Source organism: Vibrio palustris (assembly GCF_024346995.1).
GTDB lineage: Bacteria > Pseudomonadota > Gammaproteobacteria > Enterobacterales > Vibrionaceae > Vibrio > Vibrio palustris.
In genome coordinates this window covers 751,331-775,575 of record NZ_AP024887.1, presented here as the reverse complement: position 1 = coordinate 775,575, position 24,245 = coordinate 751,331, and the positions used below count along the sequence as shown (strand labels likewise).

The 24,245-nt window shown below is 44.3% G+C and carries 22 protein-coding genes; 6 read left to right on the top strand and 16 right to left on the bottom strand.

Annotation, left to right across the window (positions count from 1 at the left end):
• Nucleotides 1-38 precede the first annotated feature (38 nt).
• From sucA to sdhC, 5 genes are all read right to left on the bottom strand, one after another.
• Nucleotides 39-2,849 carry a 2-oxoglutarate dehydrogenase E1 component gene (gene sucA / locus OCU30_RS03825; protein ID WP_077311616.1) on the bottom strand — a complete coding sequence of 937 codons (2,811 nt, stop codon included), beginning with the start codon at nt 2,847-2,849 and terminating at the stop codon, nt 39-41.
• Between the two features lie 91 nt (nt 2,850-2,940).
• The gene (locus tag OCU30_RS03820; protein WP_077311614.1) at nt 2,941-3,654 is read right to left on the bottom strand and encodes a succinate dehydrogenase iron-sulfur subunit; all 714 of its coding nucleotides are present in this window, start codon (nt 3,652-3,654) and stop codon (nt 2,941-2,943) included.
• A 12-nt stretch (nt 3,655-3,666) separates the two neighbouring features.
• Complete coding sequence (gene sdhA / locus OCU30_RS03815) at nt 3,667-5,433, bottom strand: succinate dehydrogenase flavoprotein subunit (protein WP_077311612.1); 1,767 nt, start codon at nt 5,431-5,433, stop codon at nt 3,667-3,669.
• Nucleotides 5,434-5,778 (bottom strand): succinate dehydrogenase, hydrophobic membrane anchor protein, encoded by a 345-nt coding sequence (sdhD, locus tag OCU30_RS03810; protein WP_077311610.1) that lies wholly within the window; start codon nt 5,776-5,778, stop codon nt 5,434-5,436. It lies immediately after the preceding gene.
• Complete coding sequence (gene sdhC / locus OCU30_RS03805) at nt 5,772-6,164, bottom strand: succinate dehydrogenase cytochrome b556 subunit (RefSeq protein WP_077311608.1); 393 nt, start codon at nt 6,162-6,164, stop codon at nt 5,772-5,774. Before sdhC ends, sdhD begins: the two co-directional genes overlap by 7 nt.
• A 394-nt stretch (nt 6,165-6,558) precedes the next feature.
• Between sdhC and OCU30_RS03800 the strand changes: the two genes are divergently transcribed.
• Nucleotides 6,559-7,848: a citrate synthase gene (locus tag OCU30_RS03800; RefSeq protein WP_077311606.1), complete on the top strand. Its 1,290-nt coding sequence runs from the start codon at nt 6,559-6,561 to the stop codon at nt 7,846-7,848.
• 113 nt (nt 7,849-7,961) lie between these two features.
• Here the strand turns inward: OCU30_RS03800 and OCU30_RS03795 are convergent, their stop codons facing one another.
• The gene (locus tag OCU30_RS03795; RefSeq protein ID WP_077311604.1) at nt 7,962-8,720 is read right to left on the bottom strand and encodes a Nif3-like dinuclear metal center hexameric protein; all 759 of its coding nucleotides are present in this window, start codon (nt 8,718-8,720) and stop codon (nt 7,962-7,964) included.
• An 84-nt stretch (nt 8,721-8,804) separates the two neighbouring features.
• On the opposite strand from OCU30_RS03795, the gene OCU30_RS03790 reads away from it, so the two are divergent.
• A complete protein-coding gene (locus OCU30_RS03790; RefSeq protein ID WP_077311602.1) occupies nt 8,805-9,575 on the top strand; it encodes a DUF1853 family protein in 771 nt (256 codons plus the stop codon).
• 72 nt (nt 9,576-9,647) lie between these two features.
• Here OCU30_RS03790 and pgm read toward each other — a convergent pair whose 3' ends face one another.
• Together pgm and seqA are read right to left on the bottom strand one after the other, a co-directional pair.
• Entirely contained in the window at nt 9,648-11,294 is a 1,647-nt protein-coding gene (pgm, locus tag OCU30_RS03785) for a phosphoglucomutase (alpha-D-glucose-1,6-bisphosphate-dependent) (RefSeq protein WP_077311600.1), read from the bottom strand.
• Nucleotides 11,295-11,393: 99 nt separating this feature from the next.
• Nucleotides 11,394-11,951: a replication initiation negative regulator SeqA gene (seqA, locus tag OCU30_RS03780; protein ID WP_077311598.1), complete on the bottom strand. Its 558-nt coding sequence runs from the start codon at nt 11,949-11,951 to the stop codon at nt 11,394-11,396.
• Between the two features lie 92 nt (nt 11,952-12,043).
• Here seqA and OCU30_RS03775 point away from each other — a divergent pair, with 92 nt between their 5' ends.
• The 3 genes from OCU30_RS03775 (at nt 12,044) to fur (ending at nt 14,618) form a co-directional block, all read left to right on the top strand.
• A complete protein-coding gene (locus OCU30_RS03775; protein ID WP_077311596.1) occupies nt 12,044-12,814 on the top strand; it encodes an alpha/beta fold hydrolase in 771 nt (256 codons plus the stop codon).
• Between the two features lie 330 nt (nt 12,815-13,144).
• A complete protein-coding gene (gene fldA, locus OCU30_RS03770) occupies nt 13,145-13,672 on the top strand; it encodes a flavodoxin FldA (RefSeq protein WP_077311594.1) in 528 nt (175 codons plus the stop codon).
• Between the two features lie 496 nt (nt 13,673-14,168).
• The gene (gene fur / locus OCU30_RS03765) at nt 14,169-14,618 is read left to right on the top strand and encodes a ferric iron uptake transcriptional regulator (RefSeq protein ID WP_077311592.1); all 450 of its coding nucleotides are present in this window, start codon (nt 14,169-14,171) and stop codon (nt 14,616-14,618) included.
• 50 nt (nt 14,619-14,668) lie between these two features.
• On the opposite strand, the gene OCU30_RS03760 is transcribed toward fur, so the two are convergent.
• The 3 genes from OCU30_RS03760 to fabB all read right to left on the bottom strand — a co-directional run bounded on the left by OCU30_RS03760 (nt 14,669) and on the right by fabB (nt 18,201).
• A complete protein-coding gene (locus OCU30_RS03760; protein ID WP_077311590.1) occupies nt 14,669-15,682 on the bottom strand; it encodes an aspartate-semialdehyde dehydrogenase in 1,014 nt (337 codons plus the stop codon).
• Complete coding sequence (locus tag OCU30_RS03755; RefSeq protein ID WP_077311588.1) at nt 15,679-16,812, bottom strand: 4-phosphoerythronate dehydrogenase; 1,134 nt, start codon at nt 16,810-16,812, stop codon at nt 15,679-15,681. The genes OCU30_RS03760 and OCU30_RS03755 overlap by 4 nt, the downstream gene beginning before the upstream one ends.
• 177 nt (nt 16,813-16,989) lie before the next feature.
• Nucleotides 16,990-18,201, bottom strand: coding sequence for a beta-ketoacyl-ACP synthase I (gene fabB, locus OCU30_RS03750; RefSeq protein WP_077311586.1), 1,212 nt, complete (start codon nt 18,199-18,201; stop codon nt 16,990-16,992).
• A gap of 125 nt (nt 18,202-18,326) precedes the next feature.
• Here fabB and mnmC point away from each other — a divergent pair, with 125 nt between their 5' ends.
• On the top strand, nt 18,327-20,357 hold the full coding sequence (gene mnmC, locus OCU30_RS03745) for a bifunctional tRNA (5-methylaminomethyl-2-thiouridine)(34)-methyltransferase MnmC2/FAD-dependent 5-carboxymethylaminomethyl-2-thiouridine(34) oxidoreductase MnmC1 (protein WP_077311584.1): 2,031 nt from the start codon (nt 18,327-18,329) through the stop codon (nt 20,355-20,357).
• A 79-nt stretch (nt 20,358-20,436) separates the two neighbouring features.
• Here the strand turns inward: mnmC and OCU30_RS03740 are convergent, their stop codons facing one another.
• The 5 genes from OCU30_RS03740 to prmB all read right to left on the bottom strand — a co-directional run bounded on the left by OCU30_RS03740 (nt 20,437) and on the right by prmB (nt 24,197).
• Nucleotides 20,437-20,964 (bottom strand): NADPH-dependent FMN reductase, encoded by a 528-nt coding sequence (locus OCU30_RS03740; protein WP_077311582.1) that lies wholly within the window; start codon nt 20,962-20,964, stop codon nt 20,437-20,439.
• 105 nt (nt 20,965-21,069) lie between these two features.
• Nucleotides 21,070-21,333, bottom strand: coding sequence for a YfcL family protein (locus OCU30_RS03735; RefSeq protein ID WP_077311580.1), 264 nt, complete (start codon nt 21,331-21,333; stop codon nt 21,070-21,072).
• Nucleotides 21,334-21,343: 10 nt separating this feature from the next.
• Nucleotides 21,344-21,874: an elongation factor P hydroxylase gene (locus OCU30_RS03730; RefSeq protein WP_077311578.1), complete on the bottom strand. Its 531-nt coding sequence runs from the start codon at nt 21,872-21,874 to the stop codon at nt 21,344-21,346.
• Nucleotides 21,875-21,995: 121 nt separating this feature from the next.
• On the bottom strand, nt 21,996-23,081 hold the full coding sequence (gene aroC, locus OCU30_RS03725) for a chorismate synthase (RefSeq protein WP_077311576.1): 1,086 nt from the start codon (nt 23,079-23,081) through the stop codon (nt 21,996-21,998).
• Nucleotides 23,082-23,264: 183 nt separating this feature from the next.
• Nucleotides 23,265-24,197, bottom strand: a complete 933-nt coding sequence (gene prmB, locus OCU30_RS03720) for a 50S ribosomal protein L3 N(5)-glutamine methyltransferase (RefSeq protein WP_077311574.1) — start codon at nt 24,195-24,197, stop codon at nt 23,265-23,267.
• Nucleotides 24,198-24,245: the final 48 nt, after the last annotated feature.

Genomic DNA, 24,245 nt, shown 5'->3' with positions numbered 1-24,245 from the left:
ATCTCATCTTCCTTTTACTTAATCTTTTATTTCTAGTTCTAATTAATAGTGAGCACGTCAGCCACTAGCGCTTTCTGTTGCTTTTGGTGTACCGACATATAACCAACCGCAGGTGATGCTGATGCTGGGCGTCCGGCGTAGCGAACTTCGGAGCCAACTGGCGTTGCGGCTCGGAAGTTATGCTGGCTACAATACCAAGCGCCTTGGTTTTGTGGCTCTTCTTGACACCATACGTAATCCATAACATGTGGATACTGAGCAAGTAATGCGCGCACCTCATCCATTGGGAATGGATAAAGCTGCTCAATCCGGATAATCACCACATCTTGCTGATCGTTTTGACGACGCTGATCGAGCAAGTCGTAATAAACTTTACCGGAACAAAAGACGATACGTTTGACATTTTCTGGAGCAATATCATCAATTTCACCGATTGCCGCTTGGAACGTTCCATCTGCCAGATCTTCTAATGAAGACGTACATAGAGGGTGACGTAGCAAGGATTTTGGAGACATCACTACAAGTGGACGACGCATAGGTCGTACAACTTGGCGACGTAGCATGTGGTAAACCTGAGCTGGCGTAGACGGAACCACTACCTGCATATTTTGTTCAGCACACAGCTGCAAATAACGTTCGAGACGCGCCGAGGAATGCTCAGGACCTTGACCTTCATAACCATGTGGCAACAACATAGTAAGACCACATAAGCGCCCCCACTTTTGTTCGCCCGATGAGATAAACTGGTCAATAACCACTTGAGCACCATTTGCAAAGTCACCAAATTGCGCTTCCCAAATCGTCAAACCACTAGGCTCGGCGGTAGCATAGCCATACTCGAATGCTAATACCGCTTCTTCTGATAATACGGAGTCAAATACTTGGTATGGGCCCTGTTTATCATGAATGTGGCGCAGAGGAATATACGTGCTTGCATCTTCTTGGTTGTGTAGCACAGCATGACGGTGAAAGAAGGTTCCACGGCCAGAATCTTGTCCTGAAATACGAATACGATGCCCATCATCAACCAAGGTTGCATATGCCAACAATTCAGCCATCCCCCAGTCCAATGCTTTTTCACCCGCAATCATGTTCTTACGATCGTGGTAAACTTTCTCGACACGGCTTTGTAATTTATGGCTTTCAGGGTGTTGGCATAAACGCTGTCCCAGCTCGACTAGCCGCTCACGACTAACTTTGTCATCCCACGGCATATTCCATTCATGGCCAAGATATGGCGACCAATCAACGGAGTGCATAGTCATGGAGCGCCATTCTTTCACGACAACTTCACCTTGATCTAAAGCATCACGATACTCATTAATCATTTGAGTGACATTTTCTGTATCGCTTTCACCACGTTCAATTAACACATCCGCATACAACTTACGTGGCGTTGGGTGTTTTTTGATTTTTTGGTACATCAAAGGCTGTGTGGCATTAGGCTCATCCGCTTCATTGTGGCCATGGCGGCGATAACAAACCAAATCGATAACAACGTCACTTTTAAATGTATTGCGGTAATCTAAAGCGATGCGTGTGACAAAGGCCACGGCTTCTGGATTATCGGCATTGACGTGAAAAATCGGCGCCTGAACCATTTTAGCGATATCCGTACAATACATTGTTGAACGGGCATCTCGTGGATTCGAGGTAGTGAAACCCACTTGGTTATTAATGACTACTCGTACTGTACCACCCACACAGAAACCACGGGCTTGCGACATATTAAAGGTTTCAGCTACCACCCCTTGACCAGCAATCGCCGAATCACCATGAATAGTGATAGGTAATACTTTGGTGCCATCATCATCATTTAATCGATCCTGACGCGCGCGGACAGAGCCAATCACAACCGGGTTAACAATTTCTAAATGAGAAGGGTTAAATGCGAGTGCTAAGTGAACATCCCCTCCTGGGGTTGCGAAATCAGCAGAGAAGCCTTGGTGGTATTTCACATCACCAGTACCCCAAGTGTCATCGTGGATACCAGCGAACTCATCAAACAAACCTTGCGGTTTTTTACCAAGTACGTTGACCAGCATATTCAAACGCCCACGGTGGGCCATACCGATAACAACTTCTCGCATACCTTGAGAACCCGCATAACGAATTAGCTCTTTCGTCATAGGGATCATGGCATCACCACCTTCCAAAGAGAAACGCTTAGCGCCTGGGAATTTCGCTCCTAGATAGCGCTCTAAACCTTCAGCAGCGGTCAATTCTTCAAGGAAGGTTTGTTTTTCTTCTTGACTAAATTGCGGGTGACCATTAACCGGTTCTAAACGCTGTTGAATCCAACGTTTTTGCTCGGTATCTGTCATGTGCATATACTCTGCACCGATCGGGCCGCAATAAATATTATTGAGAGATTGATGAATATCTTTCAGCTTCATGGTGTCATTGCCAATGGCAAATGAACCGACATTGAAAGACTCTTCGAGATCATCATTGGAAAGATTATGAAAAGACGGTTCTAATTCCGCCACCGGTGCTCGTTTCCAGAGCCCTAATGGGTCGAGTTGAGCCGCTTCATGGCCTCTGAATCGATAGGCATTAATCAATTGGAGGACTTTTACTTGTTTTGCATCGACTTCAGGGTCACTTACCTGCACACTATAATGCTTTGTCTCTTGTGCCAGTCTCCGGAAGTAATCTCGGACACGTGAATGTGGTTGATCGACCACGTTATCAGGTTGCTGTGGCAACTCATCAAAAACACGTTTCCATTCATCACTCACCAGGTCGGGGTCGCTTAGATACAATTCGTAGATATCTTCTACATAAGTTGCATTGGCGCCAGACAAGTGTGAAGACTCGAGCCATGCCTTCATCACGCCGTTCTGCATTGTTTTCCCTTTACCAGTAGTTTCGATTTACGCTACAGATGCGATCATCCGAGCGAGTAAAGAGCAGGTTATGCGCCTGCTCATTGTGTATTTACACTGAACGACTTAATAACATCGACTTGATGTTGCCAATCGCCTTCGTTGGATTCAGCCCTTTCGGACAAACACTGACGCAATTCATAATTCCGTGACAGCGGAACACACTAAACGCATCATCCAATTCAGAGAGGCGCTCATCCGTTGCGGTATCGCGGCTATCGGTTAACCAGCGATAAGCTGCCAATAAACCTGCAGGACCAATAAACTTATCCGGATTCCACCAGAATGATGGGCAAGAAGTTGAACAACATGCACACATGATACATTCGTACAAACCATCTATTTGCTCACGGTCTTCTGGAGATTGCAGATGTTCTCGTGACGGTGGTAACTCACCATCATTAATTAAGAACGGCTTCACTTTCGCGTAGTTATCATAAAACTGTGTCAGATCGACGATTAAGTCACGAATCACAGGAAGCCCCGGTAATGGACGAATCACGATCGTTTTGTTTTGACCCAAAGCCGACAACGGCGTGATACAGGCCAAACCATTTTTACCATTCATGTTCAAACCATCTGACCCACACACGCCTTCACGACACGAGCGGCGGAACGCGATACTCGGATCTTGTTCTTTTAATAGAATCAAAGCATCCAATACCATCATGTCAGACCCTTCTTTCACGTCGAGCGTGTAGTCCTTCATGTAGGGTTTTTTATCTTCGTCCGGGTTATATCGATACAAAGAGAAGTTAACTTTCATGGTGTGGCCTCCCTAGTATGAACGTACTTTTGGTGGAAACGGTTCGCGATATTGCGGTAGCATATTCACATGGCGTTTCGTCATTTTTTCATTTTCCGGATTATAGATAGAGTGGCATAACCATTCGTCATCATTACGATCTGGATAATCAAAACGGGCATGTGCTCCACGGCTTTCCGTGCGGTAGTTTGCCGCGACAGCAGTGGACAACGCTGTTTCCATTAAGTTATCTAACTCTAAGCATTCAATACGTTGAGTATTGAACTCTTTTGACTTATCCGCAAGGTGGGCATTATCTAAACGTTCACGAATCTCTTGCAGTTCTTTCAAACCTTCAGCCATCGCATCGCCTTCACGGAATACTGAGAAGTTGGTTTGCATACAGTTCTGCAAATCTTTACGGATTTGGAATGGATCCTCACCGCTCGTGCTATTTTCCCAACGCATTGAACGAGATAGAGAAGCTTCAATATCGGATTCGGTGACATCACGCGCTTCGGAGTACGATGCTAATGTTTCACCAAGGTGTAAACCAGTTGAACGCCCAAAGACCACCAAATCAAGCAGAGAGTTACCGCCAAGACGGTTAGCTCCGTGCACAGAGACAGACGCGATTTCACCACAAGCAAACAATCCTGGAATTTCTTCATCTTTTCCGGCTGCATTTTGTTTCAAAGCTTGACCAGAAACCTGAGTAGGAATCCCTCCCATCATGTAATGACACGTCGGAATGACTGGGATCGGCTCTTTTACAGGGTCAACGTGTGCAAAGGTACGAGATAGCTCACAAATACCTGGCAAGCGAGATTCAAGAACTTCTTTGCCAAGATGATCCAATTTTAGTTTCAAGTGAGTGCCCCATGGACCTTCACAGCCACGGCCTTCACGGATTTCAATCATCATTGAACGAGCAACAACATCACGTCCGGCTAAGTCTTTCACGTTTGGCGCGTAACGCTCCATAAAGCGCTCGCCATCTTTATTCAGTAGGTAGCCACCTTCGCCACGGCACCCTTCAGTAACTAGCACCCCCGCGCCAGCAATCCCCGTCGGATGGAACTGCCACATTTCCATGTCTTGTGCTGGGACACCTGCACGCAACGCCATCCCGATACCATCACCGGTATTGATGTGCGCATTGGTGGTGGATGCGTAAATACGACCCGCGCCACCGGTGGCAAGTACCGTTGCTTTTGCTTTGAAATAACACTTTTCACCCGTTTCAATACAAATCGCAGTACATCCCATTACCACTCCATCCTGGTTTTTCACTAAATCCAGTGCATACCATTCAGAAAAGATAGTCGTTTTATGTTTGATGTTTTGTTGATAAAGCGTGTGTAGCAATGCGTGTCCAGTACGATCGGCTGCGGCTGCAGTACGTGCCGCCTGTTCGCCACCATATTCTCTCGATTGCCCACCGAACGGACGTTGGTAGATTTTTCCGTTATCGAAACGAGAGAATGGCAAACCCATTTTCTCCAATTCAATCACAGATTTTGGACCTTGCTTACACATGTACTCAATAGCATCTTGGTCGCCAATATAATCGGACCCTTTGACGGTATCGTACATATGCCACTGCCAATCATCTTCGTGGGAGTTACCTAATGCAACGGTAATCCCCCCTTGGGCAGACACAGTGTGAGAACGAGTTGGGAAGACTTTAGATAACAAAGCGCAGCTTAGGCCTTGTTCTGATATTTGCAGTGCAGCTCGCATGCCTGCACCACCTGCGCCGATAACAACGGCGTCAAATTCACGAACGGGAATAGTCACTTACACACCCCACAGAATAAATAGGCCAGAAAACAAATAGCCGAGTAACACAGCAATGACCACAAATTGCAGTCCTACTCTTAATTTTGAACATTTCACATAATCAGTCAGTACTTGCCAAAGCCCTATCCAACCGTGCATCAAGACTGATACTAACGCTAACATTGTGAAGACTTTGGTAAACGTTCCTGAGAAAAACGCCGTCCAGGTTTCATAGGTAATCTCGTTAAATGCGCAGAAACCGACAAGATAGACAACATATAAGGTCATTAAAATGGCAGAAGCACGTACCAGAATGTAGTCGTGGACGCCGTTGCGACCGAGGGAAGAAACATTTTTTACCATACTAGCCCCCAAGACAGAATTGAAAGTACCACTGTGATACCGAAGGCAATTTTTGCACTTTTTGTTCCACTTTCTAACTCTTCACAATATCCCAAATCCATGATTAGATGACGGATGCCCCCTGCAATATGGTAAGACAGAGCAGTTAATATGCCCCATAAGACCAATTTAACGAGGATATTGTCGACCCAGACACTCGCTTCGTTAAAACCTTCAGCGGAAGACAGGGATAGGGAGAGCAAACACATTAGTATTCCGACCGCCACAAACATAATCACGCCAGTGACACGGTGTAAGATTGATGCGATAGCGGTTATAGGAAAGCGAATGGTCTGCAGATCTAAATTTACAGGTCGTTTTTTTCTTTCTTTCACGGGCTTGCTCACTCAGCTCTATTGAGCTTTTTTTGTTGTTGAAGAAAATTTCGACTAAACCCAATGATTTAACATTTAATAAACAAGTCTGAACAAATAAACAGCACCATTCATCTAATTAATGGATGAAAACACATCGTACCACTTAAAAGAGAACCGTCTTGTAGACCTGAATATACAAGGCTTTAGCCTTAATTATCTTAGCCAATATAGGACTCGGGATAGTGTAATACAATTGATGTAACAATTTTTGCTACATAGAACAGGTTTTTAACTTTCCATTGATTAAAAATCAAAGTGAGAGCACACATCGGACGAGAAATATTGACTTTACGACCGATCGGTCGTAAATATTCATGGTCACCGACACTACGGACGACACCATTTATTAACAAAGGAGATTGTTATGGCAGATAAAAAAGCTACCCTTCATATCGAAGGTCAAGCGCCGATCGAACTGCCAATTATAGACGGGACACTGGGCCCCCAAGTAATTGACGTTCGAGGTTTGGGCTCAAATGGCTACTTCACATTTGACCCTGGTTTTCTTGCCACTGCATCTTGTGAATCTCAAATCACGTACATTGATGGTGAAAAAGGGGTGTTATTACACCGTGGTTTCCCCATTGATCAATTGGCTAATAATGCCGACTATCTCGAAGTCTGTTATATTTTACTGTATGGTGAAGCGCCTTCTCGTGAACAATATGAGGAGTTTCTGCAAACAGTCACTCGTCATACTATGGTCCATGAACAAATAGCCAGCTTCTTTCATGGTTTCCGTCGTGATGCACACCCAATGGCAATTATGTGTGGTGTGGTCGGTGCCCTAGCGGCGTTTTATCACGACTCTTTGGACATTAATAACGATTCACATCGTCAGATTGCAGCCTATCGCTTGTTGTCAAAAATGCCGACTTTGGCATCTATGTGTTATAAATACTCAACAGGCCAACCATTTATCTACCCTCGTAATGATTTAACCTATGCGGAAAACTTCTTACATATGATGTTCGCGACCCCTTGCGAAGAATATGAAGTCAACCCAGTAGTTGCGCGGGCTATGGATAAGATTTTCACTCTTCATGCCGATCATGAACAAAATGCATCAACGTCTACTGTACGGTTAGCGGGTTCGTCAGGCGCAAACCCATTTGCATGTATTGCCGCTGGTATCGCCTCTTTATGGGGACCTGCTCACGGCGGAGCGAACGAAGCGTGTGTACGCATGTTCGAAGAAATTGGTAGCGTCGATAAAATTCCTGAATTTATTGCCAGAGCAAAAGACAAAGATGACCCATTCCGTTTAATGGGCTTTGGTCACCGTGTCTATAAAAACTACGACCCGCGTGCAACGGTAATGCGTGAAGCGTGCCATGAAGTGTTAAAAGAGTTGAAGGTACAAGATCCACTACTTGATGTGGCGATTGAACTAGAGAGAATTGCACTTGCCGATAGCTACTTCATTGATAAAAAGCTTTATCCAAACGTAGATTTTTACTCAGGTATCATTCTTAAAGCGATTGGAATCCCAGCATCCATGTTTACGGTTATTTTTGCTATGTCCCGAACCATAGGCTGGATAGCTCATTGGAATGAAATGCACAGTGACCCAGGTAAGCGTATCGGCCGTCCACGTCAGTTATACGCCGGTTACGAGAAACGCGATTTCGTCTCAATGGGAGAGCGTTCATAACATAGTGTAAGCTCATCGCCAAATGGCAATGACTACAACGTAAAAAGGGCGAAATTACTTCGCCCTTTTTTATTTGTTTATTTGTTTATTTGTTTATTTGAGAATAATATCGACTACACTGGATTATCAATATCAATAAATTCAACATCTAAACCATGTTCTTTTGCTAACCACTCACCTAATGCTTTCACCCCATAACGCTCAGTTGCATGATGCCCCGCTGCATAATAGTGGATATCTTGTTCGCGGGCAGAATATGTGGTTCGCTCCGAGACTTCCCCTGATATATAGGCATCCAATTTTTGTTCAGCAGCTAAATCAATAAAATCCTGCCCGCCCCCTGTACAAAAACCAACCGTTTTAATCAGTTTATCAGCATTTTCTGGCGCAATATGCAAAGGTTCTCGATTGAGTGCTTTACCAATACGTTTGGCAAACTCTGAACCAGTCACCGCCTCAGCAAGCTCACCTTTCATGGCGATAGATTGCGGATGATCTTCTAGTCCAGTGACTGAATGAATACCAAGAAAAGCAGCTAACTGTGCGTTATTGCCTAACGTGGGATGAATATCTAACGGTAAATGGTAACCGTATAAATTAATATCATGTTTCATCAGCGAGCGAATGCGCCGGCCTTTCATACCGCGTATCTGCTGCGGCTCATTTTTCCAAAAATAACCGTGATGCACTAAAATAGCATCCGCTTTCTTTGCAATCGCGTATTCGATTAATGCTTGAGAAGCGGTCACTCCCGTCACGATCGTTTTGATATCGGCTTTGCCTTCCACCTGTAATCCATTGGGCGAATAGTCTTTTATCAATTGTGGAGACAACTCGCTATTGATTAGCGTTTCTAATTCTAAATGATTCATACTCTCTTCCATTGCATCCAACTCATAAGAAGGTTATAACAATTTCATACATGAATGTCGAAATAACCCAGAGCTTTCTCCGCTATGAATTTACCTCGTCTAACTCAATGGGTGATCAATTCACCAGCAATTGTAAGTGGTGCGCCACCGATTGAATCTCATTCGCCATTTTTATCACATCAATCGCTATCTTTTGACCCCTATACGGGCAACCATCGCTTAGGGTTTGTGTATCAATACCTGTGCGGCAAGTTGTTCCAACATCACCCAGACTACCATTCTGTCTATGAAGAACTGCAAATCAACGCACAAGGACGCACATTAGGGGCGATTGATTTCATTAATGAGCATCGCAGTCAATCATGGCAGCATTGGGAGGTGGCGGTAAAATTCTATTTATTAAAGCAAGGGTTTTGGTATGGACCACACGCGCATGACCGCTTAGATTTAAAAATTCAGCATATGCTAGAGAAACAACTGCCGTTTTCACAAAGTGAGGCATTTCGACAGGCCTACCCAGACTGGTATGCATTAAGTCAGCACCTGCTAATGCAAGGACGATTGTATGTCAATCCCTTTGATAAAGAGCCTATTCCTGACACCCTTACCTTTGAGCATTATCAACCCGAGTATACCGTTAAGATTAATCCAGACAGAGTTACGGGTTTCTGGTGCTATCACAGTGAGACACACCGTATTAACGAGCCATTATTTTTACTCAGTAAACCAGAATGGATAATAGGTCGAAGCGATAATACACCTCGTTATGATGGGAGCGGTGAAGGGTTTGTTCACTGTCAAAGCCAATCGGGACAATTTTGGTTTATCTTGCCGGATGCATGGCCTAATAACTAGAATAATAAAAAAAGAGCGCAATACTTTGCGCTCTTTTTTATCATCAACCTTCATAAAACTTATCGGTAAAAATTATAAACCAGCATTCTTAAACACTTGATTCACAATCGCCTGGGCTTCTTCTTCGATTAACTTCAAATGATCAGCGCCTTTAAAGCTCTCACAGTAAATTTTATAGATATCTTCGGTGCCTGAAGGACGCGCCGCAAACCAGCCGAAATCAGTGGTCACTTTCAAGCCACCAATCGCGGCGCCGTTACCCGGAGCATGAGTCAAACGTGCGGTAATGGTATCTCCCGCCAAGGTTTCTGCTGTGACCATTTCCGGCGATAGTTTCTTTAGTATCTCTTTTTGTGGACCATTTGCTACCGCTTGCAAGCGATTATAATGAGAGTCACCGTGTTTCGCCGCGAGATCGTTATAATACTCTTGTGGATTTTTACCCGTCACTGCAGTGATTTCAGCCGCTAATAAGCACAAAATAATGCCATCTTTATCGGTCGACCAGACGTGACCGTTATGACGTAAGAAAGATGCCCCTGCACTTTCTTCACCACCAAAACCAAAACGACCTGTGAACAAACCGTCCACAAACCATTTGAAACCAACCGGCACTTCACACAATTCACGGCCTAGGTCACTGACGACTTTATCGATCATCGCACTCGATACGAGCGTTTTGCCTACGGCAACATCTTTGCCCCATCCTTCGCGATGGCGATAAAGATAATCGATACAAACAGCGAGGAAATGGTTAGGGTTCATCAATCCTTGAGGCGTAACAATACCATGGCGGTCATAGTCAGGATCATTTGCAAAAGCTAAATCGTACTGATCTTTCATCGCAAGTAAGCCGGCCATGGCATGTGGCGATGAGCAATCCATACGAATAACGCCATCTTTATCAAGCGTCATAAACTGAAAACTAGGATCAACCGTGTCATTTACCAATGTTAAGTTCAGCTCGTATTGTTGACCAATACGGCGCCAATATTCAATACCGCTACCACCAAGTGGATCGACACCCACCGACAAATTCGCATTTTGAATGGCACTCATATCAACAACATTGATTAAATCATCTAAATACGGTTGAACAAGATCGCGTTGATTAAATAAAGGGGATATCTTTGCTTCTGCAATCGCGATGTGCTTCACACCTTGCAGCTTGTCAGCAATATATTGATTAGCACGGTCTTGAATCGCTTCTGTGAGCGAGGCTTCTGCAGGCCCGCCGTGTACAGCGTTATACTTTATCCCGCCATCTTGTGGGGGATTGTGAGATGGTGTAATAACAATACCATCTGCTTGTCGTTGATGAGTTTGATTGTACGTCAAAATGGCATGGGAAATTCCTGGAGTCGGTGTATAGCCATTGTTTTCTTGTACAATCACTTCAATACCATTGGCAATGAGCACTTCGACAACACTACTAAATGCAGGTTCTGATAACGCGTGCGTGTCTTTACCAACAAACGTTGGGCCGGTGGTATTATTCTCTTCGCGAATATCCACAATCGCTTGGGCTATCGCCAAAATATGATTTTGATTGAACGTCGTTTTATCGGCACTTCCACGATGCCCTGAGGTTCCAAACTCGACTTTATGTGCCGGATTGGTTGCATCTGGTTGTAATAAATAATAGTTCGCGACTAAAGCCGGTATATTGGTGAGATCTTTTTGTTGCGCTTTTTTTCCTGCGCGTGGGTGCATAGCCATATGACGTCCTTAAAATCAAAGCGCAAATAAAAACCCCATAAATGATCCAAACAGTTATGAGGTTTATGCAGAATGTTCGATCAGTACACTACTCCAAAATTAAATGGAGTGAATCACTTTTTCGATAATATCAGCAGGGAAGCTCATGCGATCCATTACTTGCTGAACCATCTGTTGTTTGCGACTCGTGTTATTATTGGTGATCACCCAAAGTGGTGTATTGGGGATCGATTTCGGTTTTGTCGTTTGTCCATGAGACAACAGTGTCTGCTCATTGTCAGCAAAATAAACGCGTTTGCGCCCTTTTACTTCCATTGCGTCATAAAAACGTTCTGGATCGATTTGGTAGAGCGTAGAAAGCACCAAAATAAAACGATCTACTGCTTTTTTTAATTCAGCAAATTCGTCGGAAATTAACAGCTCTCGCATCGCTTTTACGCTATCAACTTTTTTGTCTTGAGCGGCATCTTTACTGACTACTATACCCTGTGCAACCTGATCTTCAGGTTTATGCACCGCCGCAGGCTGTGCCGCCACGTCAACCTGTCCTTCAACATTAAGCAATCGGCGTAAAATATCTGACGCACTTTCTCCGATATGCAATGTTTGACTGGCAATGTAACGGTATAGATCCTCATCAACCTCAATTGTTTTCATTCGCTTTTCACAATCTCAATGTTTAAACTCTAGGGGATTATAGCGAGATCTTCGCTGAGACTCTACGTTAAACCAATCACTAATAAGATAAAATGTCATCATTACTCAATTATAAACTCGAAGGTGCAGGTCACACCATTATATTGATCCACGGTTTGTTTGGAAATTTAGACAACTTAGGCTTACTGGCACGGGATCTAAAAAACGACTATCAAGTGCTTAGTGTTGATCTTCGTAATCATGGATTATCACTGCATAGTGACGAGCATAACTACGAACTTATTGCGCAGGATATCAAAGAATTAGTTGAACATCTCCAGCTCAGTAACACCATTGTAGTCGGGCACTCTATGGGTGGCAAAGCCGCGATGAAATTCGCAGACATTGCTCCCAAACACGTGGATAAATTAATTGTATTAGATATGGCGCCGGTTACCTATCCAGACGCTCGCCATGATGCTGTTTTTGCTGGACTCAATGCGGTAATAAAACAACAACCTCAATCACGCCGCGATGCGATGCAAGTGCTTGCTGAACATATCGAAATGGAGGGAGTACGTCAATTTGTCGGAAAATCTCTCTATAATACTGGTGAGCATATGGCATGGCGCTTTAATGTCTCAGCCTTAGAAGCCAATTATCGTCATATTTTAGGATGGAATGACATTGAACCCAACACTATTCCTACTCTGTTCATTAAAGGGGCTGACTCGGATTACCTCATGCCTGAACATCAAAAATCGATTCAAACGCAGTTCCCGAATTCCAAAGCGCATGTCATTGCCAATGTAGGCCATTGGTTGCATGCAGAGAAACCCACAGAAGTTTTACGTGTAATTCGCCGATTCTTACACGACGCATAAACTTAGCAATAAAACGGTTCCTATCCGGATAAATGGGCATGGTGGCAGATTAACTTTACGGTTTAACAATGGTATAGTGCGCCCATGTAACGGGGATATGGAATGACCATACAGTTTACGTCGGTTCACTCGCTTATTCGTGAACCCTGCGTGCATTCACTTGTCTTGGCAAGTGCTTAGGCAAACGTCGTTAAACGTTGTGGAGCCGTTCTTTTATACATTGTATAGGTCCCGAGCCTTATATCTGCGGTGTGGTCAACTCATCGAATAGAGTGATTAGAACACACCAAATGAGTGGTCAACCCATAACTATTTAAAGGTAATGATTTTATGGCAAGTGTAGGTATCTTCTTTGGGAGTGATACAGGCAACACTGAAGCAGTTGCAAAAATGATCCAAAAACAACTTGGTGAAAAACTGGTTCATGTTCAAGATATTGCAAAAAGCAGTAAAGAAGACATTGATAATTTTGATCTTCTGATGCTAGGCATCCCAACTTGGTATTATGGTGAAGCACAGTGCGATTGGGATGACTTTTTCCCTGAACTTGAAGCCATTGATTTCTCAGGTAAATTGGTGGCTGTCTTTGGTTGTGGCGATCAAGAAGATTACGCTGAGTATTTTTGTGATGCGATGGGTACGGTTCGTGATATCGTCGAAGCAAAGGGCGGCATGATCCTTGGCGAATGGCCTACAGAAGGCTACGAATTTGAAGCCTCTAAGGCCTTGACCGATGAAAACCATTTTGTTGGCTTGTGTATCGATGAAGACCGTCAGCCAGAATTAACAGATCAACGCGTATCAACGTGGGTTAACCAAATCTATACCGAAATGTGTTTATCTGAACTAGAAGATTAATCCATACTCTCTGCCCTAAATTTAATTAGGGTAGAGAGTATTTCTCTCCCCTCCCCCAGTTGTACTCTTCTTATTCCTGCTATGCTTTTATTAGTGACGGTGTGCATTGTGTCCGTCTGCTAGCAAATGCCACTGACAACACATAACGAAATGAACAGATAAAAATATTTCTTTACTCAATTTTGCACTTCTCTATTTCTTGCGCGATCTCGCGTAACCCAGCAAAGGTGCGAAAAACATAAAACACATTAATCTATTGATTTAATTATATATATTGACCTTGCTTTTGTTCAGTTAAGGGATATATATTGTCTAAAGTAAACGATTTTTATATAAATAGGCGAGCGAAATACGTGTTATCATGTCGAGATGTTAGGTGAGCGGGACAATTATGAGTACCCCTTTTAACTTCGTGGTTTAATGTTTAACATGACTCCACTATAATACGCTTTACACTGACTTCTGTTATTCATGCAGAGCATCAACGGGAAACTATATGTCGGATAATAACCAAGCGCTAAAGGATGCTGGCCTTAAAGTCACCCTTCCACGGCTAAAAATTTTAGAAGTACTACAGCAACCTGAGTGCCAACATATTAGTGCTGAGGATCTGTATAAAAAACTTATCGATCTTGGCGAAGAAATTGGTCTTGCTACCGTTTATCGTGTACTAAACCAATTTGATGATGCAGGTATCGTGACAAGACACCACTTTGAAGGTGGTAAATCGGTGTTTGAATTATCTACTCAAGAACACCATGACCATCTTGTTTGTTTAGACTGTGGCTTAGTTATTGAATTCAATGATGAAATGATTGAACGTAGACAACATGAGATTGCCGAACGATTCAATATTAACCTAACTAACCATAGCCTGTATTTATACGGCAAGTGTGCAGAAGGATCATGTAAAAATAATCCGAAAGCCCACGACGCAGCATCATAAAAAAAACCACCGTAATGGTGGTTTTTTGCATTTCATATCATCAAAAACGATTACAAATAATCTCGCATTAAGATTTCAGCAATTTGTACTGCGTTTGTGGCGGCGCCTTTACGTACGTTATCAGCAACAACCCATAAGTTCACGCCACATGGATTACCGAGTTCATTACGAATACGTCCGACCATCACGGTATCTTTTCCGCCAGAATCTCTCACCTGAGTCGGGAAGTCATTGTCTTCAAACACCTCAATGCCTTCAGCCGCTTTCAACAACTCTGTGACTTGCTCTGCATCAATAGGGCCACGAGCTTCAACATGAACAGCTTCTGCATGGCCATAGAAAACAGGGACGCGTACGCACGTAGGATTGACGCGAATAGACGGATCATTAAAGATTTTTTCGGTTTCCCACACCATTTTCATTTCTTCTTTGGTGTAACCATTTTCCAGCATATCATCAATTTGTGGAATACAGTTAAACGCAATTTGTTGACTAAACGTTTCAGTTTCAGGTGGTAAACCATTCAACAATTTGGCTGTTTGACCGGCCAACTCATCAATCCCCGCTTTGCCTGCCCCAGATACCGACTGGTAAGTTGATACATTAATACGATCAAGACCCACTTCATCATGAATCGGCTTCAATGCCACCAGCATTTGAATGGTTGAGCAGTTCGGGTTGGCGATGATGTTACGATTACGAAACTCAGCAATTGCCGATGCATTCACTTCAGGCACAACAAGTGGTACATCAAATTCGTAACGGAATTGTGACGTGTTATCAATCACGACCACACCTTCGTCAGCGGCTATCGGAGCCCACTCAGCCGACAATTCACTTCCTGCAGAGAAGAAAGCAACCTGAACTTGTGTCCAGTCAAAATCACTGACATTTTCAACTTGAAGTGATTTACCATGAAAACGATAGATTTTACCTTCACTACGTTCGCTGGCTAATAGAAACACATCACCGATAGGTAAATCGCGTTCCTTTAATACATCAAGAATCGCTTCACCTACTGCACCAGTGGCGCCTAGGATGGCGATATTAAATTTTTGGCTCATTGTTTAACCTCAATATTGAAACCTAATTTCGCTAGCGGTGCTAATTCGCATGTTGCATCGCCTACGAGGGTTAGCGCGCTATATTCGCGTCTATCCCAATACTGCTTACGCATAGCATCAAACGCACCTTCTTTCGGCATTACGCGTCGAAATAAGGCATCATCTTTACGCACATCGTAAATCAGTTGAGTCAGTGAGAACAGAGTTGCTTCATCCCACTGACGTGATAAGTGCACCTGTGGTAATGGTGCTATGGGCAAAAGTTCGCTCGCTTGAGCGGTTTTATTTACCCCAAGAAATTCGCAGTAGCTATTATAAATCATGGTGGTGCCACGTGCCTTACCTTCCAAGCCATACCCTGCAATATGTGGTGTTGCAAAAGCAAGTAAAGGTAGCAGCGTCATATCGACTTCAGGCTCATACTCGAAGACATCAAGCACAGCGGTAAATCCATCGCCTTTTTGCAAGCGCACTTTTAACGCCGCATTATCGACAATGGGGCCACGCGCGGCATTAATTAAGATCTGATCGGGCCTAAGATTTGTAAGAACATGATCGTTAATCAGGTGGTGGGTTGGAAATTCACCATCCACCGTTAAAGGCGTATGCACGGTAATTACATCGGCTTGCTCTAATAACGTCTCCAATGGCGTAAACTCACGGCTATCGCCGGCGGCTTGCTTAGGGGGATCATTGAGTAACGTCTTAACCCCAACCCCTGACAACGATTCATGCAAGTAGCTGCCAACTTGACCGGCTCCAATAATCCCCACGGTCTTATCAAACACTGAAAAACCATGTTGCTGAGATAATACTTGCAACGCACTGAACACATATTCAGCCACGCCCACTTTATTACAGCCAGGTGCAGCAGTGAAATGAATCCCTTTCTCTTGTAGTAGCGCTTGATTGACGTGATCCATACCTGCCGTTGCCGTACCGACAAACTTAAGTTGATTCGCTTTTGCTAGCAAGTCAGCGTTAACTTTCGTCACCGAGCGAATCATTAACGCATCCACATCCACTAAATCATCAGCCGTTAGTGTACGGCCAGGTTTTAGCACTACCTCACCTAGCTGACTAAAGAGCTGCTCAGCGTAGGGCATATTTTCATCGATTAGAATTTTCATAATGGCTCATACTCTTTAACAATGAAATCATTGTGCAAAAAAGCCAGCACAGTGTCGAGAATAAAAACGCCCGGCACCTAACGGTAGCCGGGCATAATGAGCTAAGTAAACGTGAAGTGTCGGTACGGGATGTTTGCTTATACCACTTGCCACACTCTACTTATGACGCACAGATGATTAGCCTTGGTATTTTTTCATTACCAATGTGGCGTTGGTACCGCCGAAACCAAAGCTATTTGACATAACCGTGTTCAACTCTTGTTCGCGAGTATCTGTCACAATGTCTAACCCCTGTGCCGCTTCATCCAACTCATCAATATTGATGCTTGGTGTCACGAAGTTATTGTTCATCATCAGCATTGAGTAGATAGCTTCATGCACACCAGCGGCACCAAGCGCATGACCTGTCATCGCTTTTGTCGCGGAGATTGCTGGGCTTTTCTCGCCAAAGATTTCTTGAATCGCGCCCAGTTCCTTCACGTCACCAACAGGGGTTGATGTACCGTGAGTGTTAACGTAATCCACCGAATCAATGCCTTGCATTGCCATCTTCATACAGCGAACTGCGCCTTCACCTGATGGCGCTACCATGTCGTAGCCATCAGAAGTCGCACCGTAACCGATTACTTCACCGTAAATCGTTGCGCCACGGGCTAGAGCATGTTCCAGTTCTTCAAGAACGACCATACCGCCACCGCCAGAGATAACAAAACCATCACGGTTTGCATCGTAAGTACGTGAAGCTTTTTCTGGAGTATCGTTGTACTTAGTGGACAACGCACCCATACCATCAAACATGATCGATGAGGTCCAGTTCAGCTCTTCACCGCCACCAGCAAATACAACATCTTGCTTACCCAGTTGAATAAGCTCCATCGCATTACCGATACAGTGTGCAGACGTCGCACATGCAGAACTGATTGAGTAGTTGATGCCGCGAATTTTAAACGGTGTCGCAAGACATGCCGATACCGTTGACGCCATGGTACGTGTAACCATGTAAGGCCCCACACGCTTCACGCCTTTTTCACGGGCCGTATCAACCGCCGCCGCTTGGTTGAAGCCGGATGCACCGCCAGAACCTGCGATAATACCTGTACGATCGTTTGATACTTGTTCAGGAGCAAGACCGGAGTTTTCGATCGCTTGCTCGAGTGCTAGGTATGCGTAAGAAGCCGCATCCCCCATGAAACGCATACGCTTGCGGTCAATATGCTCAGCTGGGTTGATCTTCAGGTCACCCCAGACTTGAGAACGTAAACCATGTTCTTTAAATTCCTCTGAAGCGGTAATGCCTGATTTGCCTGCTTTTAGAGACGCTAACACTTCTTCGACGTTGTTACCGATACTTGAGATAATCCCCATACCGGTGATTACGACTCGTTTCATGTGACATTCCTATAATTCAAAATTCTTTCTAATGATAACAGATTTCTAGTAACAGAAGTGGTCAGCTTTCCTATAAATCCGTACAATCGCCTGTATTCTTACCGCAGCGTTGGCCAAAAATCACCATGACTACTTCTATTACCCATGCACATCTCGACTGGAATGACGCAGGTACACCCGTTTCAGACCAATTTGATGATGTCTACTTTTCTAATGTCAATGGATTGGACGAAACCCGTTATGTGTTTCTTACGCAAAACCAACTCCCAACACGCTGGCACACGCATCAACAATCCCATTTTGTTGTTGCCGAAACAGGATTTGGGACAGGCTTAAATTTTCTAGCGCTTTGGCAATGTTTCGACAACTTTCGCCGAGAGAATCCCGACGCGCCACTCAAGTCTCTTCATTTTATCAGTTTTGAAAAATACCCATTAACGAAAGATGATTTAATCAAAGCTCACCAATCTTGGCCTGAACTATCGGCCTATGCCCAGCAGTTACAAGCGGCTTATCCTCTAGTCATCCCTGAGTGTCATCGGATGCTCTTTGCTGACGGTCTGATTACTGTAGACCTTTGGTTTGGAGATATCAAAACCTGTTTACCTGAAGTTCCAACAGCTGAGCAAGGTTTGGTCGACGCATGGTTTTTGGATGGATTTGCGCCAAGTAAAAACCCTGACATGTGGAGTCAAAAATTATTCAATGGTATGGCAAACTTAGCCAAGCAAGACTGTAGTGTCGCCACGTTCACCGCCGCAGGCTTTGTCCGTCGCGGGTTGATTGAGTCTGGCTTTGCAATGAAAAAAGCCAAAGGATTTGGCACAAAACGCGATATGCTCGTCGGCCACCTAGAGAATAAAACGCCTTATACCAATATCCTACCTTGGTTTGCTTATCAAGGTACAGATAACCTTACCGATGTTGCCATTATTGGCGGCGGGATTGCCAGTGCCAGCTTAGCTAAAGCACTCATTAACCGTGGTGTTAACGTGACTTTGTATTGCAAAGATAAGCAGACAGCAACTGGTGCATCAGGCAATCGCCAAGGCGCTGTTTACCCGTTACTGAACGCTAATCATGATGATGTTTCTCGCGTTTTTGCTCCTGCTTTTGTCTTCGCTCGTCAATTTATGGACAATGCGGCGCAGCAGTTTGACTTTGCCCATGACTGGTGCGGTGTGACTCAGCTCATGTGGGATGACAAAGCGATGAAAAAGCTTAATCGCTTGCTACAAGACCAGTTTGCTCCAGAGCTCGTACATGGTTTAACCGCCAACGAAACTGATACCATTACCGGACAAACCATTGGACTACCTGCCGTGTATTATCCGCTTGGCGGATGGGTCAGCCCGGAACAACTCACCTCAGGCCTATTACAACAATTAGAGCAACGTGGCTTAACCATAAGGTATCAATGCGAGATTCAATCACTGGACTGGCAAGAAACGTCACAACATTGGCAAGTAAGTGATGGAGAATCAACTTGGCTACACCAAGCGGTCGTTGTCGCGACCGGAGATCAATTTGATCATTTCACCCAAACTCAACATATGCCACTGGGTAAAGTTAAAGGGCAAGTGAGCCATGTACCAAGCAATGAGACACTTGGCCAACTCAATACTGTACTATGTTATGACGGTTATATGACCCCTGTTGATCCCCAGACGCAAACACACTGTATTGGTGCAAGTTATCACCGTAACCAAACCGATACAAAATTTGAACCTCAGGCACAAAAAGAGAACACCGAACGTCTGCGTAACTGCGTATCACAACCTTGGACAGAGTCTGTCGATGCTACGGATAATTTTTCACGCCAAGGAGTACGGTGCGTGAGCCGTGATCATTTACCTTTCATTGGTAATATTGGCCGGTTTACCGATATTCTTAACGACTATCGCAAGCTAAACACCATGAAACGAAATCAAGTGAAGCCGGTGGCAAGTTATACCAATCTTTACGCCTTTCTCGGACTTGGCGCACGTGGTTTAACTTCTGCGCCATTACTGGGTGAAGTACTTGCATCGCAAATGTGTCAGCAGCCAATACCGTTCCCGGCTAGCGTATTAGAAACGCTGCATCCCAGCCGTATGTGGGTACGCAAACTAAAAAAAGGAAAAGCGATCGTGCATCGTCCTAGTACGGACATCTAACCCCATTATATTCGGTCAAATAAAAAGCCCTCGTAGAATAATAACGAGGGCTTTTTTCTTTACCGCGTTGGTTTATAAGCTACACGGTCAGTTTATTCACCGCCTGTGTAATTTTTTCAGCAAACTCGGGGTTCGTCATTTGACCTGTTGCTAAATCAAAATGGTCATAGAAGCTTGGTACCGATAAAGATTCGATGACATTACCTGCAAAAAATGGCGCGGATGTCACGGCCGCAGATAACGAGGATTGCGCTCCGCCAGGACCCGGAGAGGTCGACAAATAGACAGCAGGGATTTCCTGAAAAACTTTATTATTAATGCGTGCTGCCCAGTCAAACAGGTTTTTATACGCGGCTGGATAATGACCATTATGCTCAGCAAAAGAAATGACGAGTGCGTCAGCCGACGCAATTTCATCAAGGAAAGCTTGTGCACTTTCAGACTGTCCAATCTCTTTTTCTTTATCTTCGCTAAACATTGGTACAGGAAAATCGTTGATATCAAGTACTTTAACCTCTGCGCCATCAATTTGGTTAGCTGCATAGGTGGCTAATGCTTTATTAATTGATGTTGAGCTAGTACTCGCTCCATAAGCAATAACTTTCATTTTTCATCCTCAAGTTGTTTGACTACTTCTTACTTTAGCACTCAACGGTCGACTCACAAGTTAAAAACCCTAATGCACTTGTTCAAAAATATAGAATGTACTTACTCACCCACGGCGCAATAGATCTTGCCAAACTTGTTGAACAATTTGGCGATCTTTAGGGCTCAATTCAGAGCGAGTCTCATGCAGGCTGGCCTCTATACGCTGTTTCAGGACATCAACATCGGTAATGCCTTGCTCCTCGCAATCAGCCGCTGATAGAGAAATATGACCACGTAAGTAACCACCGGCAAACAACTCATCTTCCGTTGCGGTGCTATACAACTCATCGATCATATTTAACATTTTTTCTTCAAATTCAATAATCATAATATTCTCATTACTTCACTATAAACTGCTCTGCGCTCAATGGTGGCGTATTATAGAACGTCTGTAAGGCGTGCGATAACATGGCCACCCGTGTCGGTAATCCGGCGGCTAAAATGCTTAACACTTCGCGATGAACGCGTGTCATAAATTGCACTCTATCAGGCTCAAACTCTCCATTTAAGTTGTCGCAGCTAACAGTAAAAGGAAACCCTGCACTGACAGATAAGATCCATTCATACGCCTGTGGGCGAACCTCTACCGCTTCAAAAGTCGCTTGCTCTTCTTGTGTACGGCCGTCTGGTTCGTACCAATAGCCAAAGTCTTCTAATAAACGTCGTTTGGGGCCTGCGACTAACCAATGAGAGATTTCATGTAAGGCCGACGAATAAAAACCATGCGCGAATATAATTCGATGATAAGGCGTCACGTCATCGGCGGGGAGATAAATAGGCTCATCCCCACCCAAGACTAATTGGGTATGATAATCAGCATAAAATGTTTGGTTAAACAGACGAATTAAATCTTCATATTGGTGGGTCATAGGCTTACGGCTGAGGTTATATCTCGAATTAGACGTGTGCATTGTCCAGATTTTTACGCAGAGGTAAAGGATAAAGCCAAAAGACGCCGCTGCACAGCGACGTCTTTATGACAAACTCCGCTTAAATATGCGGGGTTTCAGTTTGCACGTGACTATTTTGACCACGATGGCGTAATAGATGATCCATCAAGACAATGGCTAGCATCGCTTCCGCGATCGGTACCGCCCGAATGCCAACACACGGATCATGGCGACCTTTAGTAATAAGCTCAGCCGATTCACCTGATTGAGTAATTGTTTCACCGGGAATAGTAATACTTGATGTCGGTTTGAGGGCAATATTAGCCACAATCTCTTGACCGCTGGAGATACCGCCTAGTACCCCCCCCGCATGGTTACTAGTAAAACCTTGCGGTGTCAAAATATCGCGATGCTCACTGCCTTTTTGAGCAACCACATCAAAACCATCACCAATCTCAACGCCTTTGACTGCGTTAATGCTCATCAACGCATGGGCGATATCAGCATCTAGGCGATCAAAAACAGGCTCCCCTAATCCAACCGGCACTTGCGTGGCAACGACTTGAATTTTGGCGCCAATTGAATCTCCTTGCTTTTTAAGATCTCGAATTAGCTCATCAAATTCAGGAACTTTATCGACGTCTGGACAAAAGAACGCATTGTTTTCAATTTCGCTCCAATCCACTTTATCGATCGCAACCTCTCCCATTTGTGAAAGATACGCTCGGACTTCAATACCAAACTCTTGCTGTAAGTACTTTTTAGCGACAGCGCCTGCTGCAACTCGCATTGCGGTTTCTCGAGCAGATGAACGGCCACCACCTCGATAGTCACGAACACCGTATTTTTGATGATAGGTATAATCGGCGTGTCCAGGACGAAATTTGTCTTTGATATCAGAATAATCTTTAGAGCGCTGATCAGTATTTTCAATCAGCAAACCAATCGATGTGCCCGTGGTTTGGCCTTCAAACACCCCTGATAAAATTTTCACTTCATCCGGTTCACGACGTTGCGTGGTATAACGCGAAGTCCCTGGACGACGGCGGTCCAAGTCTTTTTGTAAATCCGCTTCACTCAACGCTAAACCTGGAGGGCACCCATCTACGATACATCCTAGTGCGATACCGTGACTTTCTCCGAATGTGGTCACTCGAAAATGTTGCCCGATACTGTTTCCTGCCATGCGTTCCTCGATTATTAGCACTTACCAGCAGGTGCTGATAAGCCGCATTACTCTATTCTTCGTAAATCAATAGTGGCGTTATTACGATTTGATGTAAAGACTTAATTCGGCCAAGTTGACCTTGTCACAGACAAAAAAACGCCAGTCGTTGACTGGCGTTATATTAATGAACTGAGACATTGATTAGTCTAGGTATAATGAAAACTCATCGGCGCATTCAACTAATTGCTGACGTGTTAACATGAATACTCCGTGTCCACCATTTTCAAACTCTACCCAAGTAAATGGAATATTTGGATATTGATCCATAAGGTGAACCATTGAATTGCCCACCTCACATATCAACACGCCTTTTTCCGTTAAGTATTTTGGCGCATTAGCGAGAATACGGCGAACCAGTTTCAGTCCATCGGTGCCGGCTGCTAAACCAAGCTCTGGCTCATGACGAAATTCATCAGGCAGGCTATCCATGTCTTCGGCATCCACATAAGGCGGATTTGACACAATCAGATCATATTCGACTTCTGGTACATCACGCAATAAATCTGAGCGCACAGGAATCACTTGTTGCTCTAAACCATGCTCGTGAATGTTTTGCTCGGCAACTTGCAAAGCATCAACAGAAATATCAACGGCATCCACTTCTGCATCTGGGAACGCATAAGCACATGCAATCGCAATACAGCCACTGCCAGTGCACAAGTCCATAATACGAAATGGGGAATCGGTAACCCATGGCTGGAATTGATTTTGAATCAGCTCCGCAATAGGCGAACGTGGTACAAGAACTCGCTCATCAACAAAAAACTCTAAGCCACAGAACCAAGCTTTATTCGTCAAATAAGCGACTGGCGTATGCTCATTAATACGACGAATAACACGATCCACAACACGTAAACGTTCACTGCTGGTTAAGCGTGAATTTAATACGTGAGGAGGCACATCAATCGGTAAGTAAAGCGTCGGTAATATCAGTTGAACCGCTTCATCCCACGCATTATCTGTACCATGACCATAAAATAAATGTGCTGCATTAAAGCGGCTGACCGTCCAGCGAATCATATCCTGAAGCGTGTACAGCTCAGAAACCGCCTCATCGACGAAAATCTTATCCAAATTTGCCTCCAAAAAGCGCTACAATACTGCCAGTTATGATTAATATAA